The sequence below is a fragment of the Microbacterium alcoholitolerans genome, from assembly GCF_050408615.1.
GTDB lineage: Bacteria > Actinomycetota > Actinomycetes > Actinomycetales > Microbacteriaceae > Microbacterium.
In genome coordinates this window covers 1,460,696-1,482,269 of record NZ_JBNTKD010000001.1, presented here as the reverse complement: position 1 = coordinate 1,482,269, position 21,574 = coordinate 1,460,696, and the positions used below count along the sequence as shown (strand labels likewise).

Sequence of the window (21,574 nt, the reverse complement as noted above, 5' to 3'; positions counted from 1 at the left end):
TGTCATCATCGAAGGATGACCACCACAAGCCCCGCGCTAGCGGAATGGCCGCAGACCGGCGACGCGCACCGCCGGGCCGAGAATTCGGCTGTCATCGGCAGTGGTGACGGAGTATGGGAGCGCGCGACTCGCGACGTGCTGCGCTGGCGGGTGAAGACGGCCAGCGGATTCGCAGTCGACTCGACAGGTCCTGTCTCAGAGGGCGACCACGTCACCGTGACGGCGCGCGTCCTGTTCCTCACCGTCGTCGAACCCGTCGAGGTCGTGGCTGTCGTCGCCGAGCCCAACCGCGTCGGATTCGCGTACCGCACCCTGCCCGGGCATCCGGTCAGCGGCGAAGAGGCCTTCATCGTCCACCGCAGCGGCGACGAGGTCCGACTGACCGTCAGATCGCTCACCCGTGCGGCCCCTCAGCAGCCGTGGCGAGCGCTGTATCCACTGCTGCTCATCGCCCAGCAGGTCGCCAGACGCCGCTACCTGCGGTCACTGCGCTGATCATTGACAGCCGGCGCCAGCGTTCGCGCTGCAGCCCTCTGACCCACCGCTACTGGCCCACCACTCCGAGTTCGTACGCCCGGATCACGGCCTCCACGCGGTTGCGCAACTCGAGTTTGAAGAGCACGCGTCCCACATGCGCCTTCACGGTCGAGTCGCTCAGGAAGAGACTCTCGGCGATCTCGCCGTTGGTCAGTCCGCGCCCGATGAGGATGAAGATCTCCCGCTCGCGCGCGGTCAGCTCCGACAGCGCATCCTCGACGTCGTCGTTCCGGCGCACGCCCAGATGGGGCGTTGCCGCCTCGATGAGCTTCGCGGTGATGCGGGGCGAGACTACGGCGTCGCCCACGTGCACGGCCCTGACCGCCGCGACGAGATCGTCAGGTCGGGTGTCCTTGAGCAGGAATCCCGCGGCACCGGCGCGGAGTGCCCCGAACGCATACTCATCGAGGTCATAGGTGGTCAGCGCCAGCACTCGAGTGCACGAAAGGCGGCCGGTGATGTGCTTGGTCGCCTCGATGCCGTTGAGGCCGGGCATGCGGACATCCATCAGCACGACATCCGGCTTCAGCCGCTCCGCGGCCCCGATCGCGCTCGCACCGTCATCCGCTTCGCCGACCACGAGCATGCCCGGCGTCGTCTCGAGCATCAGCCGGAACCCGTAGCGCACGAGCTTCTGGTCGTCGACGAGCAGCACCCTGATCTCATCGGTCATCACCCGTCCTCCCATCGCAGGCGCGCGAACACGCGCCATCCGCCGTCGTGCGGCCCCACCTCGATCTCTCCGTCGTACAGCGCGACGCGCTCCTGCATCCCGAGCAGGCCGCGCCCGGCATCCGACGGCGAAGCCACGACCGACGAGACGTCCTGAACCACGATCGACACCTCATCTCCTGCCCACCCCACCGTCGCATCCACGCCCGTCACGCCCTGCGCATGACGCAACGCGTTCGTCAGCGATTCCTGCACGATCCTGTACACCGTAAGGCCCAGGGCCGGATCAGATGGCGGCTGACCGGTCACACTCAGGCGCACCGGCAGGCCTGCCGCTGTGAATTCCTGCACGAGGGACGCGAGCTGAGAGGCATCCGGGTGCGGCGCGTGCGCCGCGACGCCGTCGCCGCGCACCGAGCCGAGCAGCCTGCGCACCTCGCTGAGCGTCTTGCGGCCGGTGTCGGCGACGCGCGCGATCGCCTCCTTCGCTTCGGCGGGGCGCGTGTCGGATGCCGCATGCGCGCCGTCCGAGATCGCGATCATCACCGACAGGCTGTGCGCGATGATGTCGTGCATCTCGCGTGCGATCCGCTCGCGCTCATGGGCGCGCGCCGTCTCGGCCTGCTGATCGCGTTCACGTGCGAGCTGCTCGGCGCGATGAACCAGCTCGCCGACGTATCGGCGCCTGTGCCCCACGCTCGTGCCGAGCAGGGTGACGACGAGCAGGATCACTGCCATCACGAGGCAGAAGTTCGCCCAGTCCACGATCGTGTCACGCGAGGCGATCGGTGGCTGCAACCCCAGGATCGGCGGCATGGTGCGTCCGCGCATGGTGAGTGCCAGCGCGCTGAGCGCGGCGGCCACCATGGCGATTCCGAAGTGCATCCACGTCACTGCCGCGCGCCACCGCACCCCGGCGTCGTACAGCGCGAAGAAAGCGAGCAGCGACTCCGCACCGGAGCCCGCAGCCAGGGAGAGCACCGACAGCACCATCGCCGCCGCGAACGCGATGTGCGGGTGTCGACGGCGCACCGTCAGCGTCGCGAAGCCCCCGACAGCCAGCAGAATCATCGTCCACAGCGGCGTGACGTACGGCGGTTCCAGCGAGAGAAGGGCCAGACCGACCGCGGTCACCCCGTAGATTGCCCAGGGCAAGCACGGGGTGACGCGCGCGGCCGCGCTACGGATGTTCAGGCGTCCCCCTGACGCAGTCGGCCGGCGCCCAGCGCGAGGAACACACCAGTCCAGACGGCGGCAATCAGCCAGCCCGCACCCGAGCTGACATACCCGGCCGCAAGATCCATGAACACTCCCTGGTCGTCGATGGGGTTGCTCATCGCATCCCCCGCTTTGGACATCGACAGGAGCTGAAGGTTTCGCACCACCTGTGAGGCAGGCAGCGCCGACAGCACGATCGGCAGCAGCAGCATCACTGAGACCGTCGTGGCGATGCCCGCCGCGACGCTGCGCAGCAGCGTGCCGATGCCCAAGCCGAGAATAGCCGAGAGCCCCAGGAACACCGATCCGCCGACGAATGACATCACCACGCCCGGCTCGTCGAGCTCGATCGCGAGATCGAAGGCAGCGAACATCGGATAGGTCGCCGCCCACGACCCGAACGTCGCGATGAGAGCGGATGCCGTCGTCGCCGCGAACAGCACGATCGCCTTCGCGGCGAGCACGGGCAGGCGGGTCGGCACGGCGATCAGCGTCCGCTGGATCATGCCGCTGGAGTACTCGCCGCTGATCATCATCACGCCGAGCACGGCGGCGATGACCTGGCCGAACAGCACCGTGCCGAGCGTGACCTGGTCGAGCATGAAGTCGATGGACGGCTGATCCGGCAGCCCGGCGCCCTCCATCGTCAGGCTCAGCGCGATGCTCACGCCGAGGCCGAACACGATGATCGCCAGCAGCAGCGCCACACTGGAGCGCAGGCTGGTGAGCTTGATGAACTCCGAGCGCACGACGCCGCCGAAGCTCACCCGGTCGGCGCTGTGGATGAAAGTGGTGCGCCGGTTCTCGAGCGTCGTCATCGCTGTGCTCCCATCGTCGAAGTCTCTGCTGCGCAACTGTTCGCCGATCGGTACTCGACCTCACCGGCCGTCAGCGCGATGTACGCCTCTTCGAGCGACCCCGACACGGTGACCACCTCGTGCAGCACCACGCCGGCCGCGGACGCGGCGACGGCCACCTGCTCGGCGGTCAGCCCGGAGATCTCGAGCGCATCACCGGTGGGCATCGTCACCGCGACGTCGGCACCGGCGAGTGCTGACATCAGACGCCCCGCCTCGCGCGTGCGCACCCTGATCACCGATCGGGTGACCTGGGCGATGACGTCGCCGATGGGTGCGTCGGCGAGGATCCTGCCGCGGCCGATGACGATCAGATGATCGGCGGTCTGCGCCATCTCGCTCATCAGATGGGATGACAGCAGCACCGTCCGTCCGTCAGCGGCGAGGCTCTTCATCAGGTTCCTGACCCACCGGACGCCCTCGGGGTCGAGCCCGTTCACCGGCTCGTCGAGGATCACGGTGGCCGGGTCCCCGAGCAGGGCGGCGGCGATCCCCAGCCGCTGCCCCATCCCGAGCGAGAACCCGCCGATGCGCCTGCCGGCAACGGCATCCAGTCCGGCGAGCCCGAGCACTTCGCGCACTCGGGAGGCGCCGATGCGGTGCGTCGCTGCGATCGACAGCAGGTGCTTGTACGCGGTCCGCCCGCCGTGCGCGGCCTTCGCGTCGAGCAGTACCCCCACCTCGCGGAGCGGCGCACGATGCTGCTCGTAGCGGCGCCCGTTCACCTGCACGGTGCCGGATGTCGGCCGCTCCAGCCCGACGACCATCCGCATGGTCGTCGACTTCCCAGCGCCGTTCGGCCCCAGAAAGCCGGTTACCTGTCCCGGCCGCACCGTGAAATCGATCGCGTCCACCGCGACCTTCTCGCCGTAGCGCTTCACCAGCGCCTCGGCGGCAATCAACTCAGTCTCTTTCGCATGATCAGAAGCGTATGAACGGCACACCCGCATCCACATCGGACGAGAGTGCACGTTCTGTGCGACGACCGGTACCTGGGTACTGGCCGATGCGGCGCCAGCGGGCGCTGACTGCTCAGGAGGCCCCGCCTTCGTCGAGTCTCTTGCGCATGAAGATCTGCGCGGTGCCGTCGCCTTGGTCGATGCGCTCGACGATCCGGTATCCGCAATCCTCGTACAGCGCGATGTTCGCCTCGCTGAGGCTGCCCGTGAACAGCTCCGCCTCGGCGCAGTCGGTGTCGTCCTCGATGGCCGCCAGCAGCTGCCGCCCGATGCCGGAGCCCTGAATATCGGGGGCGACGGCGATGCGACCGATCTGCAGCACCCCGTCACGCTCCGTGGCGCGCAGGGCTCCGACGATCCGCCGACCGCGCACCGCGACGAAGCCTCGCGCATCTCGCAGCTCCGCCTCCAGCTGCTCGAAGGTCTGCGTGAGCGGCGGCTGATTCGGATCGCCGTAGATCAGCGCCTCCGACACGAACGCGGCGCGCTGGATGGTCAGCACCTCCCCGGCATCCGCCGTGGTGATCCGCCGGATCTCGATCTCGGTCACTGTCTCGGCCTCCTCAGTCATCTGTGCCTCGGTCAGTCGTCGGTGCGGAACCCGGCCGCCTTGTGGGTGCCGTCGCAGAACGGCTTGATCGACGACAGTCCGCATCGGCACAGGGCGACGGTGCGACGTCGCCGCTCGATCGGCTCTCCTTCGACCGTCAGAACCTGCACGTCGCCGCGGACGATCAGCGGACCATCGGGGTACGGAGTGATCGTGGGCTCATCGCGTCGAGTGATCATCGATCCACTCCGATTCGCAGCGACGACTCGTGACGCTGCCAGGAGCCGAGCATGTGGGCGCTGACCCTTCCGTCGATCATCAGGCAGGCCGCCGCGCCGAACATGATGTCGGGGAGAAGATCGGGCCGGTCCTCAGCGAGAGAGCCGGCGAGGTCGCGGGCGGCGATCTGCTCGTGCACGGCATCCGCTTCGACGTGCTCATCGAAGTAGTCGGTGACCTCTTCGCCGTACCCCAGCCGGCGCAGCCCGTCGCCGTACAGGCGATTCGGGATGGACGATGTCATCTCGAACGCCGCCAGGTGACCGACGATCGCACCGATCAGCCGCCGGTTCATGCCGAACATCGACATCATGTTGAGTGACGCGAGGGTCACCGCGGGCACGTCGTCGACGTAGGCGGCGTACGACGCATCGAGGCCCATCCCGCGCACGGCCCTGGCGAAGATCTCGGCATGCACGCGGTCCGGGCGCCCTCCGCCGTACTCGTCGGACTGGATCTCGACGAGAGCAGCCTTCGCGCGGCCGGTCAGGCGCGGGATCGCCCAGGAGTGCGGATCGGCCTCGCGCAACGTGTAGATCGACCGCTGCATGAAGAACTCGCGCATCTGCTCTTCCGTGGCCCGCTTCGCGACGTAGCGCGACAGACTCGGACCCGAATCGGATGCCACGAGCTCGAACAGTCCGCGCGCGACGGCATCCTCGCTTGCGTCGGGGAGCGCAGGAACCGGCACGACATCGCGGAGCTGCCGCTCGAAAGCGGCCTCGAGCCGCACGCGTGCTTCGATGAGCTGCGGCTCCCACTCGAGATCGGCGTCGAAGCCGGGAACCGAACCGTACGACGACGCATACAGCGCGAACAGGGCGAGCTGGATGTCATCGTTCTCGATGACATCCGCGCTGCCGGCGAGAGCGCCGTCGATCTCCGCCCGCAGATCCGGACGTGCACTCGCTGTCAGCCAGCTCAGGACCGCCGCACTCAGCGCTCCCCGTGGGGAGAACGGAATCGGAAAGCCGAGCTCGACGGCGCTGTCCGGCGACGCGGTGATGGTCATGCAGATCCTCCTGGGTCGATGAAGACACAGTCTCGTCGCGAACGGCGTCGAACCGCCAGGGACTTGACCGGCGTGCGTTCGGCGCGCTATCCGCGCCGTCTCCGGGCCTGAGCCCGTGTGTCACGGGCTCACCCCTTGGGAATGAATGCCCTGGTCTTCCCCGTGGAAGCAGTGCTTGACTGCATCCGAAGTCATCCGCTCGTTCGCACGTCAGCAAGGAGTTCTCATGGCCGAGAAGCCCAACGTCCTCATCATCTGGGGCGACGACATCGGGATCAGCAATCTCAGCACCTACTCGGACGGACTGATGGGGTACCGCACCCCGAACATCGACCGGATCGCCGACGAGGGGGTGAAGTTCACCGACTACTACGGCGAGCAGAGTTGCACGGCAGGCAGGGCGGCCTTCCTCACGGGGCAGAACCCGTACCGCACGGGGCTGACCAAGGTCGGCATGCCGGGCGCGAAGCTCGGGCTGCAGCCCGAGGATCCGACCATCGCCGACGCGTTCAAGCACCACGGCTACGCCACGGGCCAGTTCGGCAAGAACCACCTCGGCGACCGCGACGAGCACCTGCCCACGGTGCACGGGTTCGATGAATTCTTCGGCAACCTCTACCACCTCAACGCCGAGGAGGAGCCGGAGCACCCCGACTATCCCACCGATGAGGAGTTCCCGGGGTTCAGCGAGAAGTTCCGGCCGCGCGGCGTGATCCACTCCTGGGCGGAGCCCGACGGCGGCCAGCGCATTGAAGACACCGGACCGCTGACGAAGAAGCGCATGGAGACAGTCGACGAGGAGTTCCGCGACGCGGCAGCCGACTTCATTCGCCGCCAGGCCGAAGACGACACCCCCTTCTTCGTCTGGTTCAACTCGACGCACATGCATTTCCGCACGCACGTGAAGGAAGAGAGCAGGGGCCGTGCCGGCCGGTGGCAGTCCGAGTACCACGACACGATGCTCGACCACGACGATCTCGTGGGCAGCCTGCTCGACCTGCTCGATGAGCTGGGGCTGGCCGAGGACACCATCGTGATGTACTCCACCGACAACGGTCCGCACATGAACAGCTGGCCGGATGCCGGGATGACGCCGTTCCGCAACGAGAAGAACTCCAATTGGGAGGGCGCATATCGTGTCCCGGCGATGGTGCGATGGCCCGGCCGCTTTCCAGCTGGCAAGACGCTCAACGGCATCGTCAGCCACAACGACTGGTTCGTCACGCTGCTGGCGGCCATCGGCGATGACGACATCGCCGATCGCCTGAAGGCGGGCACCGAACTGCACGATGCGCCGTTCAAGGTGCACCTTGACGGTCACAATCAACTCGACTACATCACCGGAGTCGTCGAACAGAGCCCTCGCCGGCACTTCTTCTACGTGTCGGACGACGGAGATCTCACCGCTCTGCGCTTCGACAACTGGAAACTCGTGTTCCTCGAGCAGCGCGCGGTCGGCACACTCAGCGTCTGGCAGGAGCCGTACATCGAGCTGCGGTTCCCGAAGCTGTTCAACCTGCGCACCGACCCGTACGAGCGCGCGGACATCACCTCGAACACCTACTGGGACTGGGTGCTCGACCACGTCTTCCTGTTCGTGCCGGCGCAGGCGTATGTCGCGCAGATGCTGCCGACGCTGCAGGAGTTCCCACCGCGGCAGAAGTCGGCGTCGTTCACGATCAACCAGGTAATGGCGAAGCTGCAGTCGACCGTCGGCAGCTCCTGACGCGGCGCGGGTCGGACTTCTCCTGCTGCGCGATCGCCGCCGCGCTAAGGTCAACCCATGGATGAGACGCAGAATCTACTGGGCAAGCGGTGGATCGTCGGCGTGACGCTGCTCGCCGCAGAGCAGGCACAGCGCGTGCTCGAGATCTGCGCGACCACGTCGGGCGGTGAGAAGGACCTGAATCGCGCGCTGCGCGAAGCCTTCGACATCGGCGAGTTGGATGCTGAGGTGATCCTGTCCATGCAGGTGCGCCGGTTCACGCCGGCATCCGTGCAGCGGCTGCGCGCCGAACTCGACGAGATCGAAAGGCAACTCGCGATCGCCGAGGCGTGAACGCCGGACTCAAACCGTGAGCAGCACTTTCGTCGCCCGTCGCTCGTCCATGGCGCGGTAGCCGTCGGCCGCATTCGCGAGCGGCAGCGTCAGATCGAACACGATGCCGGGGTCGATCCTGCGGTCCCAGATGAGCTGGATGAGCTCGGGCAGGAAGCGGCGGACCGGCGCGGGGCCACCGTGCAGATGCACGCCGGAGAAGAACAGCTCTTCGCCGGGCAGCGAGACATCGTGGGAGACGCCTACGTAGCCGACGTGTCCGCCGGGTCGGGCAGAGCGGATCGCCTGCATCATCGACTCCTGCGTGCCGACGGCCTCGATCACCGAGTGCGCTCCCAGGCCGCTCGTGAGCTCTTTGACGCGGGACACGCCTTCGTCGCCGCGCTCCTCGACGATGTCCGTCGCGCCGAGCCTTCGTGCAAGCTCCTGGCGGTCGGCGTGCCTGCTCATCGCGATGATGCGCTCGGCGCCGAGCTGCGACGCCGCCAGAACGCCGAGCAGTCCGACCGCCCCGTCGCCGACGACGGCGACGGTCTTGCCGGGGCCGACCTCTGCGGCGACGGCGGCGAACCAGCCGGTGCCGAGGACGTCGGATGCCGCGAGCAGCGAGGGTATGAGGTCGGCATCGGGCGCTCCCGGCGTCGCGACGAGCGTGCCGTCGGCGTGGGGGATGAGCGCGTACTCCGCCTGCGTGCCGAACGTGCCCATGGGCACGACGTGCACGCACCGCGACTGGTAGCCGGCACGGCAGATCTCGCAGGTGTTGTCGGATGCCATGAACGAGCCGACCACGAAGTCGCCGACCCGCAGGCTCTTCACGGCGGTGCCGATCTCCTCGACGATGCCGACGTACTCGTGCCCCATCGGCGTCGCATCGACCTGATCGGCTCCGCGGTACGGCCACAGGTCGGATCCGCATATGCAGGTCGCCGCGATCTTGATCACCGCGTCAGTCGGCCGGCCGATGGTCGGTTTCTCCCGCTCCTCCACCCGGACGTCGCCGGGTCCGTGCATCACCACACCGCGCATGCGTCGATTATCCACCCTGCCCGGCAGTGCCGCCGCCGCTTTTCGCGAACTGCTCCGGTTCTAAAAAACAATCCCCTTGTATTTAGAGCCGGATCGGGTGTCTCATAGAAGAAGGAGCACAGGAGGTCGACATGACGATCACGGCAATCGACAGCAGCGCGGCGCTCGACCAAGAAAGCGCCCACGCAGCGCATCCGGCACCGCTCGGCCCGCAGCGCGTGCGGGTCGAGGCGGCTGCCCAGCCCGTCGATCTCGTCGCCGCCGAGCGCGCCGGCCGGCTGTTCCTGCGCGCGCTCGGCATCGATCCCGAAGCGTCGCCCGATCTCGCCCGCACGCCGCGGCGCTTCGCCGAGGCGTATGCCGAGCTGCTGGCATCCGAGCCGTTCGACTTCACCACCTTCGCGAACTCCGAGGGCTACGACGAGCTGGTGCTGATCCGCGACATCCCGGTGCGCTCGCTGTGCGAGCACCACCTGCTGCCGTTCACCGGCGTCGCCCACGTCGCGTATCTGCCGGCCGATCGCGTCGTCGGGCTGTCGAAGATCCCGCGCATGGTCGAGCACTACGCCCGCCGCCCGCAGACGCAGGAGCGGCTGACGGTGCAGGTCGCGGATGCCCTCGCCGCGCGCCTGCAGCCACGGGGAATCGGCGTTGTCATCGAAGCCACTCACACGTGCATGACCCTTCGCGGTGCGCGTGCGACAGGCTCGGCGACGACGACCTCCACGCTGCGCGGCACGCTGCGTGAGGATGCACGCTCCCGCGCGGAGTTCTTCGCCCTCGCCGCAGCCCAGGCGCGGTGACCACCGACGCCACGACAGAGCCAGAACGCACGACAGAGCCAGAACGCACGACAGAGAGGAACCGAGATGACCATCGCCATCGTCGGCGGAGGGCTCGCAGCCGCCACCGCCGCCACAGAACTGCGTGCTCAGGGCTACGACGGGGACATGGTGATCTACGCGGCTGAGGACCATCTGCCGTACGAGCGACCGCCGCTGTCGAAGGCGGTCCTGCTCGGCGATGAGGAGGTCGCCTCGGCACAGGTGCACGACGCCGACTGGTACGCCGAGAACAGGGTCCGTCTGCAGCGGGGCGTGAAGGTCGTCTCGATCGACCCTGTCGCCCACACTCTGCGCGCTGAACCGGCCGGCGGAGGGGAGAGCGTCGAGCACCCTTACGACAAGCTGCTGCTGGCGACCGGCTCGGCAGCGCGGCACTTTCCGCTGGCCGATCGCGCTGCCGACCCGCTCTATCTGCGCACCATCGAGGACAGCACCCGACTGCGCGCGGCGCTCCGGCCGGGCGCGAAGATCGTGATCGTCGGGGCAGGCTGGATCGGACTCGAAGTGGCATCCGCCGCCCGACACCACGGCGCCGACGTGACGGTCTACGAAGTCTCCGACCTGCCGCTGGTGAACGTGCTCGGCCCCGAGGTGGCGCAGCTGTTCGCCGACCTGCACCGCGCCCACGGTGTCGATCTGCGGCTGAACACCCCGGTCGATGAGGCGGCGCTGGCGGCCGCGGATGTCATCGTGGTCGGTATCGGCGCGATCCCGTCGACCGAGCTGGCGGAGGCCGCGGGCCTCGACGTCGACAACGGCGTGCTCGTCGACGAGACGCTGCGGACCTCGGATCCGGACATATACGCCATCGGCGACATCGCGTCGCAGTGGCATCCGGTGCTCGGTCGGCGCATCCGCGTCGAGCACTGGGACACCGCGATCGAGCAGGGCAAGGTCGCCGCGTACAACCTTGTCGGCGGGCACGAGCAGTACGCGCACCTGCCGTACTTCTTCACCGATCAGTACGATCTCGGCATGGAGTACTTCGGCAGCGTCGGCCCCGAAGGCTACGACCGCGTCGACGTCGAGGGAGACACCCACGTCGCGAACGGCGGTGCCTTCCGGGCGTACTGGATGAAGGACGGCATCGTGCAGGCTGCGATGCACGCCAACGACTGGGATGCGTCCGACGCCGTCCGCGACAGCGTCGGGACGGTGCGATGACAGTGGACGCCGGGACGGTGGATGCCGGGATGCTGCGCCGCATCGGCGCGCGCGAGTTCGACTTCACCCGGCAGGTCGCCGTGATGGCCGTGGTCAACCGCACACCCGACTCGTTCTACGACCGCGGCGCCACCTTCGCCCTCGACCGCGCGGTCGACAGCGCGCTGCGCGCGGCCGACCTGGGTGCCGACTGGGTGGACGTCGGAGGCGTCCCGTTCGGGCGAGGGCCGGCCGTGTCGGTCGGCGAGGAGCTCGATCGGGTGGTGCCGGCCGTGGATGCCATCGCCGCCGCCCGCGCAGACCTGGTCATCTCGGTCGACACGAACAACGCCGAGGTCGCGGCCGCCGCGACCGCCGCGGGCGCCGCCATCATCAACGACACCAGCGGACTCGGCGATCCGTGCATGGCCGAAGTCGTCGCCGGCAGCGATGCGCACATCGTGCTCACCCACAGCGTCGGACCGCCCCGGGTCGAGAAGCCCGCAGCGCACTTCGATGACGTGATCGCAGAGGTGCGCGGATTCCTCGTCGAGCGGATGGCGCGCGCCGAGGCCGCGGGCATTCCGCGCTCACGGCTGATCGTCGATCCAGGGCACGACCTCGACAAGAACACGCAGCACTCGCTCGAGATCACCCGGTGCATCGCCGAGTTCGCCGACCTCGGGGCGCCGCTGCTGGTCGCGGTGTCGAACAAGGACTTCATCGGCGAGTCGATCGACCGCCCGCAGGGGGAGCGGCTGGCCGCATCGCTCGCGGCGATGACCGCCTGCATCCTCGGCGGCGCACGCATCGTGCGGATGCACGACATCGCCGAGACGGTGGACGCCGTGCGGATGACAGAAGCCATCCTCGGCATGCGCCAACCCGCCCGCCTCGAGCACAACACGCACCCGACGCACAATGTCTGAGGAGACCGCCGCCATGTCCGAACACGCTGTCATCGATCGGGTCTGGCCGAACCCGGCATCCGACCTCTCCGACGCGGACCTGCTCGAGAACGTGCGGTTCCCCGCAGACGGCACCTGGCTGCGCGCCAACTTCATCGTCAGCATCGACGGCGCGGCCACGAGGGACGGCCTCTCGGGAGGCCTCGGCGACACGGCCGATCGTCGGATGTTCGATCTGCTGCGCTACGAGGCCGACGTGGTGCTGGTCGGCGCGGGAACCCTGCGCGACGAGGCGTACGGCGGGCTCCGCGTCTCTTCCGAGGCGGCGGACTGGCGGGTGGCGCGCGGTGAGCCTGCGCAACCCGCGCTCGCACTGGTGAGCCGCAGCCTGGATCTCGACCCGGCGTCGCCGTTGTTCGCGGACGCCCCGGTGCGTCCGATCGTGTACACCGTGGCATCCGCCCCCGCCGACCGGCGCGCGGCGCTGGAGCCGGTCGCCGACGTCGTGACGATGGGGGAGTCGGATGCCGACCTCCGGCGCGTTCGGGAGGATCTGGCCGGCCGGGGAATGCGGCGGATCCATTCGGAGGGCGGGCCGCACCTGTTCGGCGCGCTGCTCGCCGCCGGCGTCGTCGACGCGCTGCACCTCACTCTCGCGCCGTCGCTGGAATCCGGGGCTGCGGGGCGCATCGTCCGCGGAGCCGAGGCGGTGCCGATGGGCGCGAGCCTGGCATCCGTCCTCCGCTCCGGCGACGAGCTGGTGCTTCAGTACCGGGTTCTGGGTTCCTGAGCCGGGTCCACGCGACCATCCCCGCGTTCGGGCGGGTGCGCTGCACTCTTCTGCATCTGCTGCATCGATCGATGGCGCGGATGCAGGAACCTGCAGCGCCAGCGTTCGGGCGGGCGCCGGGAAGCAGTCGTTCAGACCCCGAGAAGCGCGAGCGCCTCGTCGGCGACGAGCTGCGGTTCGGTGAACGGGATCAGGTGCTCGGAGTGCGCTGCGCCGACGAACCGCACCGACGGATGCTGCTTCGCGGTCACCTGGTGCGCGGCGATGAGCTCGGCGCGCTGCCGAGCTCCATGCTTGGGGCGGGTCAGCCCGGAGAGCACCGTGATCGGTGTGTCTCCCAGATCGACGGGGTCCTCGCGCAATGCGGTGAGCCCGGCGACGACGTGCCGGTACTCCTCCGCGGTCTCGCGCGCTGCGTCGACGGTCGTGCTCGCCTGCAGCACCGCCGCGCGCAGCGGCTCGTCCAGGTCGTCGACAAGACTGCCCATCACCGGGGCGAGCATCCGCAACCGGGCGAGCATCGGCAGCAGGCTTCGCTGCATCCCCACGCCGAACCGGAAGGTCCCGCCGAAGTACAGCGACGCGTTCTCGTCGCTCTGGTCGACCAGCAGGAGACCGGCGGGCACGTCGCCCTCGCCCTCTGCGCGCAGCGCCGCAGCCGCTCGGCGCACGATCGCCCCGCCCCAGCTGTGTCCGACGAGCACGAGCCGGCGATGCGGCACCGCGCGGATGACGGTCAGCAGGTCCGCCGTGAGCCGGTCGATGTCGCGCGTCTCCGCGTCGGGCGTGCTTGCACCGTAGCCTGCGCGCTCATATGAGACGACGCGCGCGTGCGCGCCGATCCGGTCGTGCACCGGCCCCCAGCTCAGACCGCTCACGCCGAGGCCCGCCTCGAGCACCACCAGGTCGTCGCCCCTTCCCCGGGTCATACAGCGCAGCATCCGACCGTCGTCCGTCTCGGCGAAGAAGTCGCGGCCGAGCAGGCCGGCGCCGGGCAGGGCGATGTCTGGTGCGTCGTGGGTCATGCGGCTCCTCGGGTCTGCGCCTCCATCCGACCACACATCCCGACGCGATGTCGTCGACGGCGGGTATGTTCGCCCTATGGTCGGCTTCTGGGAGTCCGGATCGCTGCGGCGCCAGCATCCGGTCGTCGCGGTGCGTCCGAACGACGACGCTCCCGCACCGGGCGGAGCGTGGCCGACGAGCATCCCGGCGGTCGCGCAGGTGCTGCAAGAGGGACTCGATTTCTCGCCGGGAGTGACGTTCCTCGTCGGCGAGAACGGCAGCGGCAAGTCGACGATCGTCGAGGGGATCGCGCTCGCCTATGGCCTGTCGCCCGAGGGCGGCTCACGTCACGCGCAGCACCGGACCAGGCCGTCGGAGTCGCCGCTGTCGGAATGGCTGCGCATCCAGCGCGGCGTCGGGGCGAATTCCTGGGGGTTCTTCCTCCGGGCCGAGACGATGCACTCGTTCTACACGTACCTCGAGCACAATCCGTCGCCGATGGGCGACGTCTCGTTCCACGAGATGAGTCATGGCGAGTCGTTCCTCGCGCTGCTCGACACCCGCTTCGACGAGCCCGGGTTCTACTGTCTCGACGAGCCGGAGGCGGCGCTGTCGTTCAACTCGACGCTCGCACTGATCTCGGTGCTGCGGCGGATCTCCGACGAGGGCGGCCAGGTGCTCTGCGCCACCCACTCGCCGGTGCTCGCCGCGCTGCCCGGCGCCACGATCCTTGAGGTCGGGGAGTGGGGGCTGAGGCCTGCGGAATGGGACGACCTGGAGATCGTGCGCCACTGGCGCTCGTTCCTCGGCGAACCGGATCGATACCTGCGGCACCTGCTCGACTGAGACGTGCCCGGAGCTGTGCGACTGGCTTCATTCCTCGTCAGGCTGATCGACGATCAGCAGGATTCGCTGCAGGTGCATCGCCGTGAGCACCCCGGGGCCGAGGATCGAATCGACGTCGATGCTGCGCTGGTGCACGGCCCTGATCAGTCGGTCGACGGCTTCGGATGCCTCCGTTCCGCGTCGTTCAGCCTCCTCGTCGTCGTCGGGCTTGTCATCGAGGTACTCGGCAACGGCATGACACGCCTCCGAGAGCGGCGCGACGATCTCGCCGTCGAGCGGGAGGGCGCCGCGGCGATCCCAGATCGTGTCCCCCAGGCATCCGGAGATGTCACGGATCTGGTACGCGACCTCGCCCAGCATCTCGAGCTGGGCGTGCTGCCCCTGACGATCGGCGGCGCGCCGCCACGCCCGCGGGTTGCCGCGCCTGCTCTCATCGGCCTCGGCGAGGGCGTCGCGCAGGTTCCGGGTCGTCTCGGCCAGCGCACCCGCATCCCTGTCCCATTCATCGTGCTCGGGGGGCCACGATTCGGCGACGGCGTCGCCGATGTCGTGCAGGTGGTTCGCCAGCCGCCGCTGAAACGCGTCGATCCTGCCGCCGGCGTCGATCGGCGCCGGCGGGATGAGCAGATTGATGAGCAGTCCGACCGCGATGCCCACCGCCATCTGCGTCATGTACCCGAGCGAGTAGTCGTCGGCGTCGGCGCCGCCGATGATGAGGACGAACAGTGCGGCGATCGGGACGTACTCCTGGCCGATGCCGAACCATCCGGTGCCCGAGATCAGGGTTCCCACGCCGACCGCGATGGCGATGGACCAGATGCTCGGCCCGACGGTGAGCAGGACGGCCGCTGCGATGCCGACGCCGACGACGAGCCCGAACAGGGTCTGCAGCCCCGAGCGCACCGACGACATCAGCGTCGGATACATGCTGATCAGCGCGCCCAGCGGCGCGTAGTACGGATAATCGTCGGCGACCCCTGGCATCAGCGGCGCGACGAGCCAGGCGATGCCGACCGCGAGCGCGGTCTTCGCCGCCAGCAGCAGGCGCGTCGGGCGCACAGCATCCCGCAGTGCCGTGCGCGCAGAGCGCGCGATCTGCGCCGGGCCCATCATGCTCCTGTCATCGGGTGCGTTCGAGCCGCGTCGCGCGGGCGAACGAAGTTCACGGTACGTCGGCGGCCGTGGTGCGGCACCGGGGTTGACAGCGGCATGCGTCATCCGGCCTGACCTGACGTCGGATCCTGCGAGAATGGGAGCCACCCCGAGCGACGATCCGAGGAGTCCACTGTGCGGTACATCTCCACCCGCGGCGGCATGCAGCCGCAGCCGTTCAGCGAGACGCTGCTCGAGGGGCTCGCCCCCGATGGGGGACTCGCGGTGCCCGAGCAGCTTCCGCACGTTGATGCCGAGACGCTCGAGCGCTGGCGCGCCCTCACCTACCCGCAGCTCGCCACCGAGGTGCTCTCGCTGTTCGCCACCGACATCCCGCGCGAGGACCTGGCGCGCATGACCGCCGCAGCCTACGCCGATTTCCCCGACGAGGTCGTGCCGTTGCGCTCCATCGGCGGCGGAATCACGCTGGTGGGGCTCTCGGAGGGTCCGACTCTCGCCTTCAAGGACATGGCGATGCAGTTCCTCGGCCAAGTGCTCGAGTACGTGCTCGAGAAGAAGGACCGCGTGCTGAACATCGTCGGCGCGACCTCGGGCGACACCGGCTCGGCGGCTGAGCACGCCCTGCGCGGCAAGGAGCGCGTGTCGGTCTTCATGCTCTCGCCGCAGGGTCGGATGAGCGCGTTCCAGCGGGCGCAGATGTACTCGCTGCAGGATGCCAACGTGCACAACATCGCCGTCGAGGGCGTGTTCGACGACTGCCAGCACCTGGTGAAGAGCCTCGCCGGCGACCTGGAGTTCAAGCGCGCCCAGAACCTCGGCGCCGTGAACTCGATCAACCTGGGCCGCATCGCAGCTCAGGTCGTCTACTACTTCTGGGCATGGCTGCGCGTGACGGATGGCGTCGAACCGGAGTTCCGCACCGGATTCGAAGTGTCGTTCACGGTGCCGTCCGGCAACTTCGGAAACATCCTGTCGGGCTTCTTCGCCAAGGGCATGGGCGTGCCGATCCGCCGCCTGGTGCTGGCCGCGAACGAGAACAACGTGCTCGACGAGTTCTTCCGCACCGGCATCTACCGCCCGCGTTCCGCCGCGGACACCCACGCCACCTCAAGCCCTTCGATGGACATCTCGAAGGCCTCGAATCTCGAGCGTTTCATCTTCGACCTGGTCGGTCGGGATGCCGGCGGCGTCGTCGACGCGTGGAAGGCGCTCGACGAGCAGGGCTTCTTCGACTTCTCCGCCGAACTGCCGCGCTTCGAGAGCGAGTTCGGCATCGTCAGCGGCACGTCCACGCACGCCGACCGGCTGGCGACGATCCGCTCGGTGCACGAGGAGTCCGGCCAGGTCATCGATCCGCACACCGCGGACGGTGTGAAGGTCGCCCGCGAACTCGTCGAGCAGGACGTCCCGATGCTCGTGCTCGAGACGGCGAAGCCGGAGAAGTTCGCCGAGACCATCACCGAAGCGATCGGCGTCACGCTGGAGCTCTCGCCCGAGCTGCGCGAGATGATGGATGCCCCGCAGCAGGTGACCGAGATGCCCGACGACGAGCAGGCGCTGCGCGCTTTCGTCGCCGAGCACGCCCTGCGCTGACGCGGCTCAGCGGGGCGGGTGCTCGCGCGGGTGCAGGAAGCCCGACGCCGCGCCGAGGGCGGCGCCGGCGAGCGTGTCGACGATGCGCTCGACCGCGACCGACATGTCGCCGACACTGCCGGTCGCAGCTCCGGTGAGCAGCAGCACCAGAGGCGTGATCAGCGTCAGCGCCAGCGCGTAGTGCCGCACCACGACGAGCTCGATCGAGAACTGCAGCGCGGCCAGCAGCAGCGCGAGCCACAGACCGATCGGATGCAGCAGAGCCAGCAGCGCGTACACGCCCGCGCCCGCGATCGTGCCGAGCAGCCGGTGCTGGGCGCGCTGGATCGCCGCCCGCCGTGCGGCGACCACTCCGACCACGGCGACAGCGGCGCCGACGATCCAGTACGCGCGCCCCGGATCGAGAAGCAGCCCGAGCAGCACGCCCGCGACGGCGACGATCGCCACCCGCAGCACCAGCATCCGGGCATCCACGTCCCAGGTCGGTCCGGGGAACAGCGCATGCAGCCGCTTGGCGCGGTGCGCGCGCACCCGCGGCAGCAGCAGCGGCGCCACCGAGACGAGGTACGCGAACAGGCAGCCGACGGTGATCGCCGCGACGTAGACGAGCGGCGTGACGGGCGACGAGGCCATCACCGCGGCGGACAGGCCGAACACGAGGATGAAGAACAGCGGCCCTGGCGGTCCGAGGCGGTAGCCGAATGCCAGGCCGGCGCTCACGATCGAGATGATCACGATGCCGACGTTCAGCAGCACCGGACTGTGCGCGACGGCGACGCCGAGTGCGGCGCAGATGATCAGACCCAGCGCGATCAGCGGAAGGATCCGCGCACGATCGACGACCGGCGACGACGTGGCGTACAGCACCGTGAAAGCGCCGGATGCGGCGATGTATCCCAGCACCGGCTGACCGAGCAGAGTCATCACCGCGATGGGCACGCCGATGCCGAGCGCGGCTTGAAGCCCGATCTGCCAGCGGGGCCCGCGCGAAGGGGCGAATGCGAACAGACTCACCCGTCCATTCTCCCGCGTCTCCCGCGCACGCGAGGTTGTGCGATCTCGCCAACCGACATGCCCGGCGGACGCCCGTGCATGTCGGCGGGCGCAGGGCGACGAGAGGATCCCCGCGTCGCGTGGCATCATCGTCGGATGCCCGTGATCGAGAGCACCGCTGCCTCTGAGCCCGTCCGCCCCGGCATCGCCGAGCGGCTTTCGCAGATGATCCAGCTGCCGACCGTGTCGGCCGAACTCGAGCAGCGCGGGCACGAGCCGTTCGCGGCCTTCGAGCGATTGATCGCCGAGCAGTATCCGCTGGTGCACCAGCACCTCGCCCTCGAGAAGCACACCGACTACGGCCTGCTGTTCCGTTGGAAGGGCCGCGGTGGAGCCGACGCTCCCGCCGTGCTGATGGCGCACTACGACGTCGTGCCCGTGGACGAGTCGGACGCCTGGACCCACCCGCCCTTCGAGGGGCGGATCGCCGACGGTCGCGTGTACGGCCGCGGAGCCCTCGACGACAAGGGTCCGCTCATCGTCGTGATCGAAGCCGTCGAGAATCTGCTCGCGAGCGGCTTCACGCCGGCAAGGGATGTCTACCTGTCGTTCGGCGGCAACGAAGAGACCTTCGGCACCGCCGCGCAGGCGATCAGCGACTCGTTCCGGCAGCGCGGCATCACCCCATGGATCGTCATCGACGAGGGCGGCGCGGTCGTCGACGCGCCGCTGCCGTTCGTGCCAGGCCGATCTGCGATGGTCGGCGTGGGCGAGAAGGGCGTGCTCAGCATCCGACTCACCGCGCGCGGCGACGGCGGCCACGCCTCGGCGCCGCCGACCCGCACCGCCGTGCGTCGCATCGCCCGCGCGGTCGAGCGGCTCGGACCCGGTACCTTCCGCGCGCGAGCACCGCGGGCGATCTCTCGGATGCTGTCGCAGCTGGCCGACCAGACGCCGGGACCCGCGCGTCACCTGCTGCGCGTGCTGGGAGCTGCGCCCTTCCTCACCGCCCGTGTGTTCGCCACGCTCGGCGGAGAGCCTGCGGCGCTGGTGCGCACCACCGTCGCCGCCACGATGCAGAGCGGCGGCACCGCCGCCAATGTGCTCCCGTCACAGGCATCCGCCACCGTCAACCTGCGCATCGCGCTGGGTGAGACGGTGGATGCCACAGTGCTGCGCGTCCGCGACCGGATCAACGACCCGCTCGTGGGCATCGAGGTGCTCGACGGCAGCGACCCGTCGCCGGAGTCCGACACCGACAACGCGCAGTTCGCCCTCATCGCCGAAGCGCTGAAGGTCTCGCATCCGGATGCCCCGGCCGTGCCGTACGTGATGATGGCCGCGACCGACTCCCGTTACTTCCACCGCTTCACCCCGGCGGTGTACCGTTTCGCACCCCTGGAGATGTCGAACGCACAACGTGCGGCGATCCACGGTGTCGACGAGAGCGTCGAGATCGCCGCGCTCGAACGCGGCGAGCGATTCCACCGCGAACTGCTGCAGCGGCTGCAGTGATCACATCCGTCCTTCACTTCGACTCGCTGGCGCTCGCTCAGTACAGGCGACAGGCTCAGGGACCCAACTGAAAGAGAGGCGCGATGACGCGCTCCGTCACCCTCGGCGCGCTTGCCAGCGTCGTCGGATTCCTCGCGTTCGTCGAGTTCACCAGCGGCGTGCTGCAGGGCTACTACACGCCGATGCTCACCGACATCGCCAGGCACCTCGGCATCCACGATGCCGACGTGAACTGGCTCGAGGGCACCCAGTTGATGCTGTCAGCCCTCGTCGTGCCCGCCTTCGCCAAGCTCGGTGACATGGTCGGCCACAAGCGGATGCTGCTGATCTCGACCGCGCTCACCGCCGTGGCCGCGCTGGTGCTGCCGTTCACCGACTCCTTCGCCGTCTTCCTGATCGGCTGGGCGCTGATGGGCTTCTACGTTGTCTGGCTGCCGCTCGAGATCGCGCTGATCTGGTCCCGTTCGCGATCCATGCAGTCGCGATCGATCATCACGGCACGAGCGGCCGGGATGCTGGTCGCTGCGCTCGAGGCCGGGGCGATCATCGGCGCCCTCGCCGGTGGGGCGCTGATCGACGTGCTGCCGCTGACGGTCGTGCTGCTGATCCCGGCGCTGCTGGTGATCGTGTGCTTCTTCGTCATCCTCTTCGGCGTGAAGGAGTCGCCTGAGGCCACCGGCGGCACGCTCGACACGGTCGGACTGGTGCTCATCTCCCTCGCGCTGATCGCGTTCACCGGCGGGCTCAGCATGCTGCGCCTGCCCGGCGGGCTGACCAGCTTCTGGTCGTGGGGCGTGGTGCTGCTCGGTCTGCTGCTCGTGATCCCGTTCGCGCTCTGGGAGCTGAGGCACGACGACCCGCTCATCGATGTCCGCATGTTCCGCTCGCCCGCGCTCGGGCCGGTCTTCCTCACCGCCGGGCTCTTCGGGGTCAGCGTGCTCGGTGCGCAGGCGCCCCTGTCGACCTTCGCCCGCACCGATCCTGCGGTGTACGGCTACGGGCTCGGCACGACGGGCTTCGCCACGTCACTGATCATCGGCATCTATCTGATCGCGATGATCACCGGAGCGCTGCTGTTCCCGGTGATCGCGCGAGTCACCACTCCGCGGGTGACGCTCATGGGGGCATCGGTGCTCGTCGGCGTCGGGTTCCTGCTCTTCCTGCCCTTCCACGACACGTACCTGCAGGTCATCGTGAACATGGTGATCGCCGGGCTCGGCTCCGGAGCGCTCGTGGCCGCACTGCCCGCCGCGGCAGCATCCGCCGCGCCATCGACGCAGACGGGTGTCGCGACCGGCCTGACGAACTCGGTGAAGACGGTTGGCGGCGCGATCGCCTCATGCGTCTTCGGCATCGCGCTGCTGGCCGGCGTCGCCGGCGCTGCCGGAGGGGCCGAGGGCACGGCGGGTTCACTCGCCGGCTACATGACGGTCNTCGGGAATACTCCCGGTCGGCGGCGCGGCGCACATTCACGCACGCGCAGCTGCGCGAGGCGATGAGCGGCATCGAGTTCCGTGACACGGATGCCTTCATCGACGAGATCCCACAGGCCTACAAGCCGATCGATCAGGTGATGGCCGACGCCGCCGACCTCGTGACGATCCGTCACACGCTGCGGCAGATCGTCAACGTGAAGGGCGACTGACGGCAT

At 68.8% G+C, this 21,574-nt stretch carries 21 protein-coding genes and 2 pseudogenes; 12 read left to right on the top strand and 11 right to left on the bottom strand.

All coding sequences use genetic code 11. The annotated features are described in order from the left end of the window. Positions 1–15 precede the first annotated feature (15 nt). The gene (locus ACQUSX_RS07060; protein WP_428906240.1) at positions 16–495 is read left to right on the top strand and encodes a DUF1990 family protein; all 480 of its coding nucleotides are present in this window, start codon (positions 16–18) and stop codon (positions 493–495) included. A 49-nt stretch (positions 496–544) separates the two neighbouring features. Here ACQUSX_RS07060 and ACQUSX_RS07055 read toward each other — a convergent pair whose 3' ends face one another. The 7 genes from ACQUSX_RS07055 to ACQUSX_RS07025 form a co-directional block, all read right to left on the bottom strand. Next, positions 545–1,210, bottom strand: a complete 666-nt coding sequence (locus tag ACQUSX_RS07055; RefSeq protein ID WP_428906239.1) for a response regulator — start codon at positions 1,208–1,210, stop codon at positions 545–547. Then, a complete protein-coding gene (locus ACQUSX_RS07050) occupies positions 1,210–2,343 on the bottom strand; it encodes a sensor histidine kinase (RefSeq protein WP_428906238.1) in 1,134 nt (377 codons plus the stop codon). Before ACQUSX_RS07050 ends, ACQUSX_RS07055 begins: the two co-directional genes overlap by 1 nt. Positions 2,344–2,399: 56 nt before the next feature. Continuing rightward, positions 2,400–3,245, bottom strand: a complete 846-nt coding sequence (locus ACQUSX_RS07045) for an ABC transporter permease (protein WP_428906237.1) — start codon at positions 3,243–3,245, stop codon at positions 2,400–2,402. Next, a complete protein-coding gene (locus tag ACQUSX_RS07040; RefSeq protein ID WP_428906236.1) occupies positions 3,242–4,186 on the bottom strand; it encodes an ABC transporter ATP-binding protein in 945 nt (314 codons plus the stop codon). The genes ACQUSX_RS07045 and ACQUSX_RS07040 overlap by 4 nt, the downstream gene beginning before the upstream one ends. A 130-nt stretch (positions 4,187–4,316) precedes the next feature. Next, on the bottom strand, positions 4,317–4,814 hold the full coding sequence (locus tag ACQUSX_RS07035; RefSeq protein ID WP_428906235.1) for a GNAT family N-acetyltransferase: 498 nt from the start codon (positions 4,812–4,814) through the stop codon (positions 4,317–4,319). Positions 4,815–4,825: 11 nt separating this feature from the next. Next, a complete protein-coding gene (locus ACQUSX_RS07030) occupies positions 4,826–5,032 on the bottom strand; it encodes a CDGSH iron-sulfur domain-containing protein (RefSeq protein ID WP_428906234.1) in 207 nt (68 codons plus the stop codon). After that, entirely contained in the window at positions 5,029–6,084 is a 1,056-nt protein-coding gene (locus ACQUSX_RS07025) for an iron-containing redox enzyme family protein (protein WP_428906233.1), read from the bottom strand. Before ACQUSX_RS07025 ends, ACQUSX_RS07030 begins: the two co-directional genes overlap by 4 nt. Before the next feature lie 226 nt (positions 6,085–6,310). On the opposite strand from ACQUSX_RS07025, the gene ACQUSX_RS07020 reads away from it, so the two are divergent. Together ACQUSX_RS07020 and ACQUSX_RS07015 are read left to right on the top strand one after the other, a co-directional pair. Next, a complete protein-coding gene (locus ACQUSX_RS07020; RefSeq protein ID WP_428906232.1) occupies positions 6,311–7,810 on the top strand; it encodes an arylsulfatase in 1,500 nt (499 codons plus the stop codon). Positions 7,811–7,867: 57 nt separating this feature from the next. After that, positions 7,868–8,143, top strand: a complete 276-nt coding sequence (locus ACQUSX_RS07015) for a hypothetical protein (protein WP_428906231.1) — start codon at positions 7,868–7,870, stop codon at positions 8,141–8,143. A gap of 9 nt (positions 8,144–8,152) precedes the next feature. Here the strand turns inward: ACQUSX_RS07015 and ACQUSX_RS07010 are convergent, their stop codons facing one another. Continuing rightward, the gene (locus tag ACQUSX_RS07010; RefSeq protein ID WP_428906230.1) at positions 8,153–9,172 is read right to left on the bottom strand and encodes a zinc-dependent alcohol dehydrogenase family protein; all 1,020 of its coding nucleotides are present in this window, start codon (positions 9,170–9,172) and stop codon (positions 8,153–8,155) included. Between the two features lie 131 nt (positions 9,173–9,303). Here ACQUSX_RS07010 and folE point away from each other — a divergent pair, with 131 nt between their 5' ends. The 4 genes from folE (at position 9,304) to ACQUSX_RS06990 (ending at position 12,858) form a co-directional block, all read left to right on the top strand. Next, positions 9,304–9,975 (top strand): GTP cyclohydrolase I FolE, encoded by a 672-nt coding sequence (gene folE, locus ACQUSX_RS07005; RefSeq protein ID WP_428906229.1) that lies wholly within the window; start codon positions 9,304–9,306, stop codon positions 9,973–9,975. Positions 9,976–10,041: 66 nt separating this feature from the next. Next, positions 10,042–11,181, top strand: a complete 1,140-nt coding sequence (locus ACQUSX_RS07000; RefSeq protein ID WP_428906228.1) for an NAD(P)/FAD-dependent oxidoreductase — start codon at positions 10,042–10,044, stop codon at positions 11,179–11,181. After that, the gene (gene folP, locus ACQUSX_RS06995) at positions 11,178–12,089 is read left to right on the top strand and encodes a dihydropteroate synthase (protein ID WP_428906227.1); all 912 of its coding nucleotides are present in this window, start codon (positions 11,178–11,180) and stop codon (positions 12,087–12,089) included. The genes ACQUSX_RS07000 and folP overlap by 4 nt, the downstream gene beginning before the upstream one ends. A gap of 13 nt (positions 12,090–12,102) precedes the next feature. Beyond that, the gene (locus tag ACQUSX_RS06990) at positions 12,103–12,858 is read left to right on the top strand and encodes a pyrimidine reductase family protein (protein WP_428906226.1); all 756 of its coding nucleotides are present in this window, start codon (positions 12,103–12,105) and stop codon (positions 12,856–12,858) included. Between the two features lie 131 nt (positions 12,859–12,989). Here ACQUSX_RS06990 and ACQUSX_RS06985 read toward each other — a convergent pair whose 3' ends face one another. Continuing rightward, on the bottom strand, positions 12,990–13,883 hold the full coding sequence (locus ACQUSX_RS06985; protein WP_428906225.1) for an alpha/beta hydrolase: 894 nt from the start codon (positions 13,881–13,883) through the stop codon (positions 12,990–12,992). A 76-nt stretch (positions 13,884–13,959) separates the two neighbouring features. Here ACQUSX_RS06985 and ACQUSX_RS06980 point away from each other — a divergent pair, with 76 nt between their 5' ends. Further along, entirely contained in the window at positions 13,960–14,709 is a 750-nt protein-coding gene (locus ACQUSX_RS06980) for an AAA family ATPase (RefSeq protein ID WP_428906224.1), read from the top strand. A gap of 27 nt (positions 14,710–14,736) precedes the next feature. Here ACQUSX_RS06980 and ACQUSX_RS06975 read toward each other — a convergent pair whose 3' ends face one another. Then, entirely contained in the window at positions 14,737–15,822 is a 1,086-nt protein-coding gene (locus ACQUSX_RS06975; protein WP_428906223.1) for an FUSC family protein, read from the bottom strand. A gap of 174 nt (positions 15,823–15,996) precedes the next feature. On the opposite strand from ACQUSX_RS06975, the gene thrC reads away from it, so the two are divergent. Continuing rightward, positions 15,997–17,415 carry a threonine synthase gene (gene thrC / locus ACQUSX_RS06970; RefSeq protein WP_428906222.1) on the top strand — a complete coding sequence of 473 codons (1,419 nt, stop codon included), beginning with the start codon at positions 15,997–15,999 and terminating at the stop codon, positions 17,413–17,415. Positions 17,416–17,421: 6 nt separating this feature from the next. Here the strand turns inward: thrC and ACQUSX_RS06965 are convergent, their stop codons facing one another. Next, on the bottom strand, positions 17,422–18,429 hold the full coding sequence (locus ACQUSX_RS06965) for an FUSC family protein (RefSeq protein ID WP_428906221.1): 1,008 nt from the start codon (positions 18,427–18,429) through the stop codon (positions 17,422–17,424). 135 nt (positions 18,430–18,564) lie between these two features. On the opposite strand from ACQUSX_RS06965, the gene ACQUSX_RS06960 reads away from it, so the two are divergent. The 3 genes and pseudogenes from ACQUSX_RS06960 to ACQUSX_RS06950 form a co-directional block, all read left to right on the top strand. Continuing rightward, positions 18,565–19,923 (top strand): M20/M25/M40 family metallo-hydrolase, encoded by a 1,359-nt coding sequence (locus tag ACQUSX_RS06960; protein ID WP_428906220.1) that lies wholly within the window; start codon positions 18,565–18,567, stop codon positions 19,921–19,923. Between the two features lie 83 nt (positions 19,924–20,006). Then, positions 20,007–21,356, top strand: a pseudogene (locus tag ACQUSX_RS06955) (MFS transporter); the annotation flags it as partial. Next, positions 21,347–21,568: pseudogene (locus ACQUSX_RS06950) on the top strand (RtcB family protein); the annotation flags it as partial. The pseudogenes ACQUSX_RS06955 and ACQUSX_RS06950, both read left to right, overlap by 10 nt. Between the last annotated feature and the right edge of the window lie 6 nt (positions 21,569–21,574).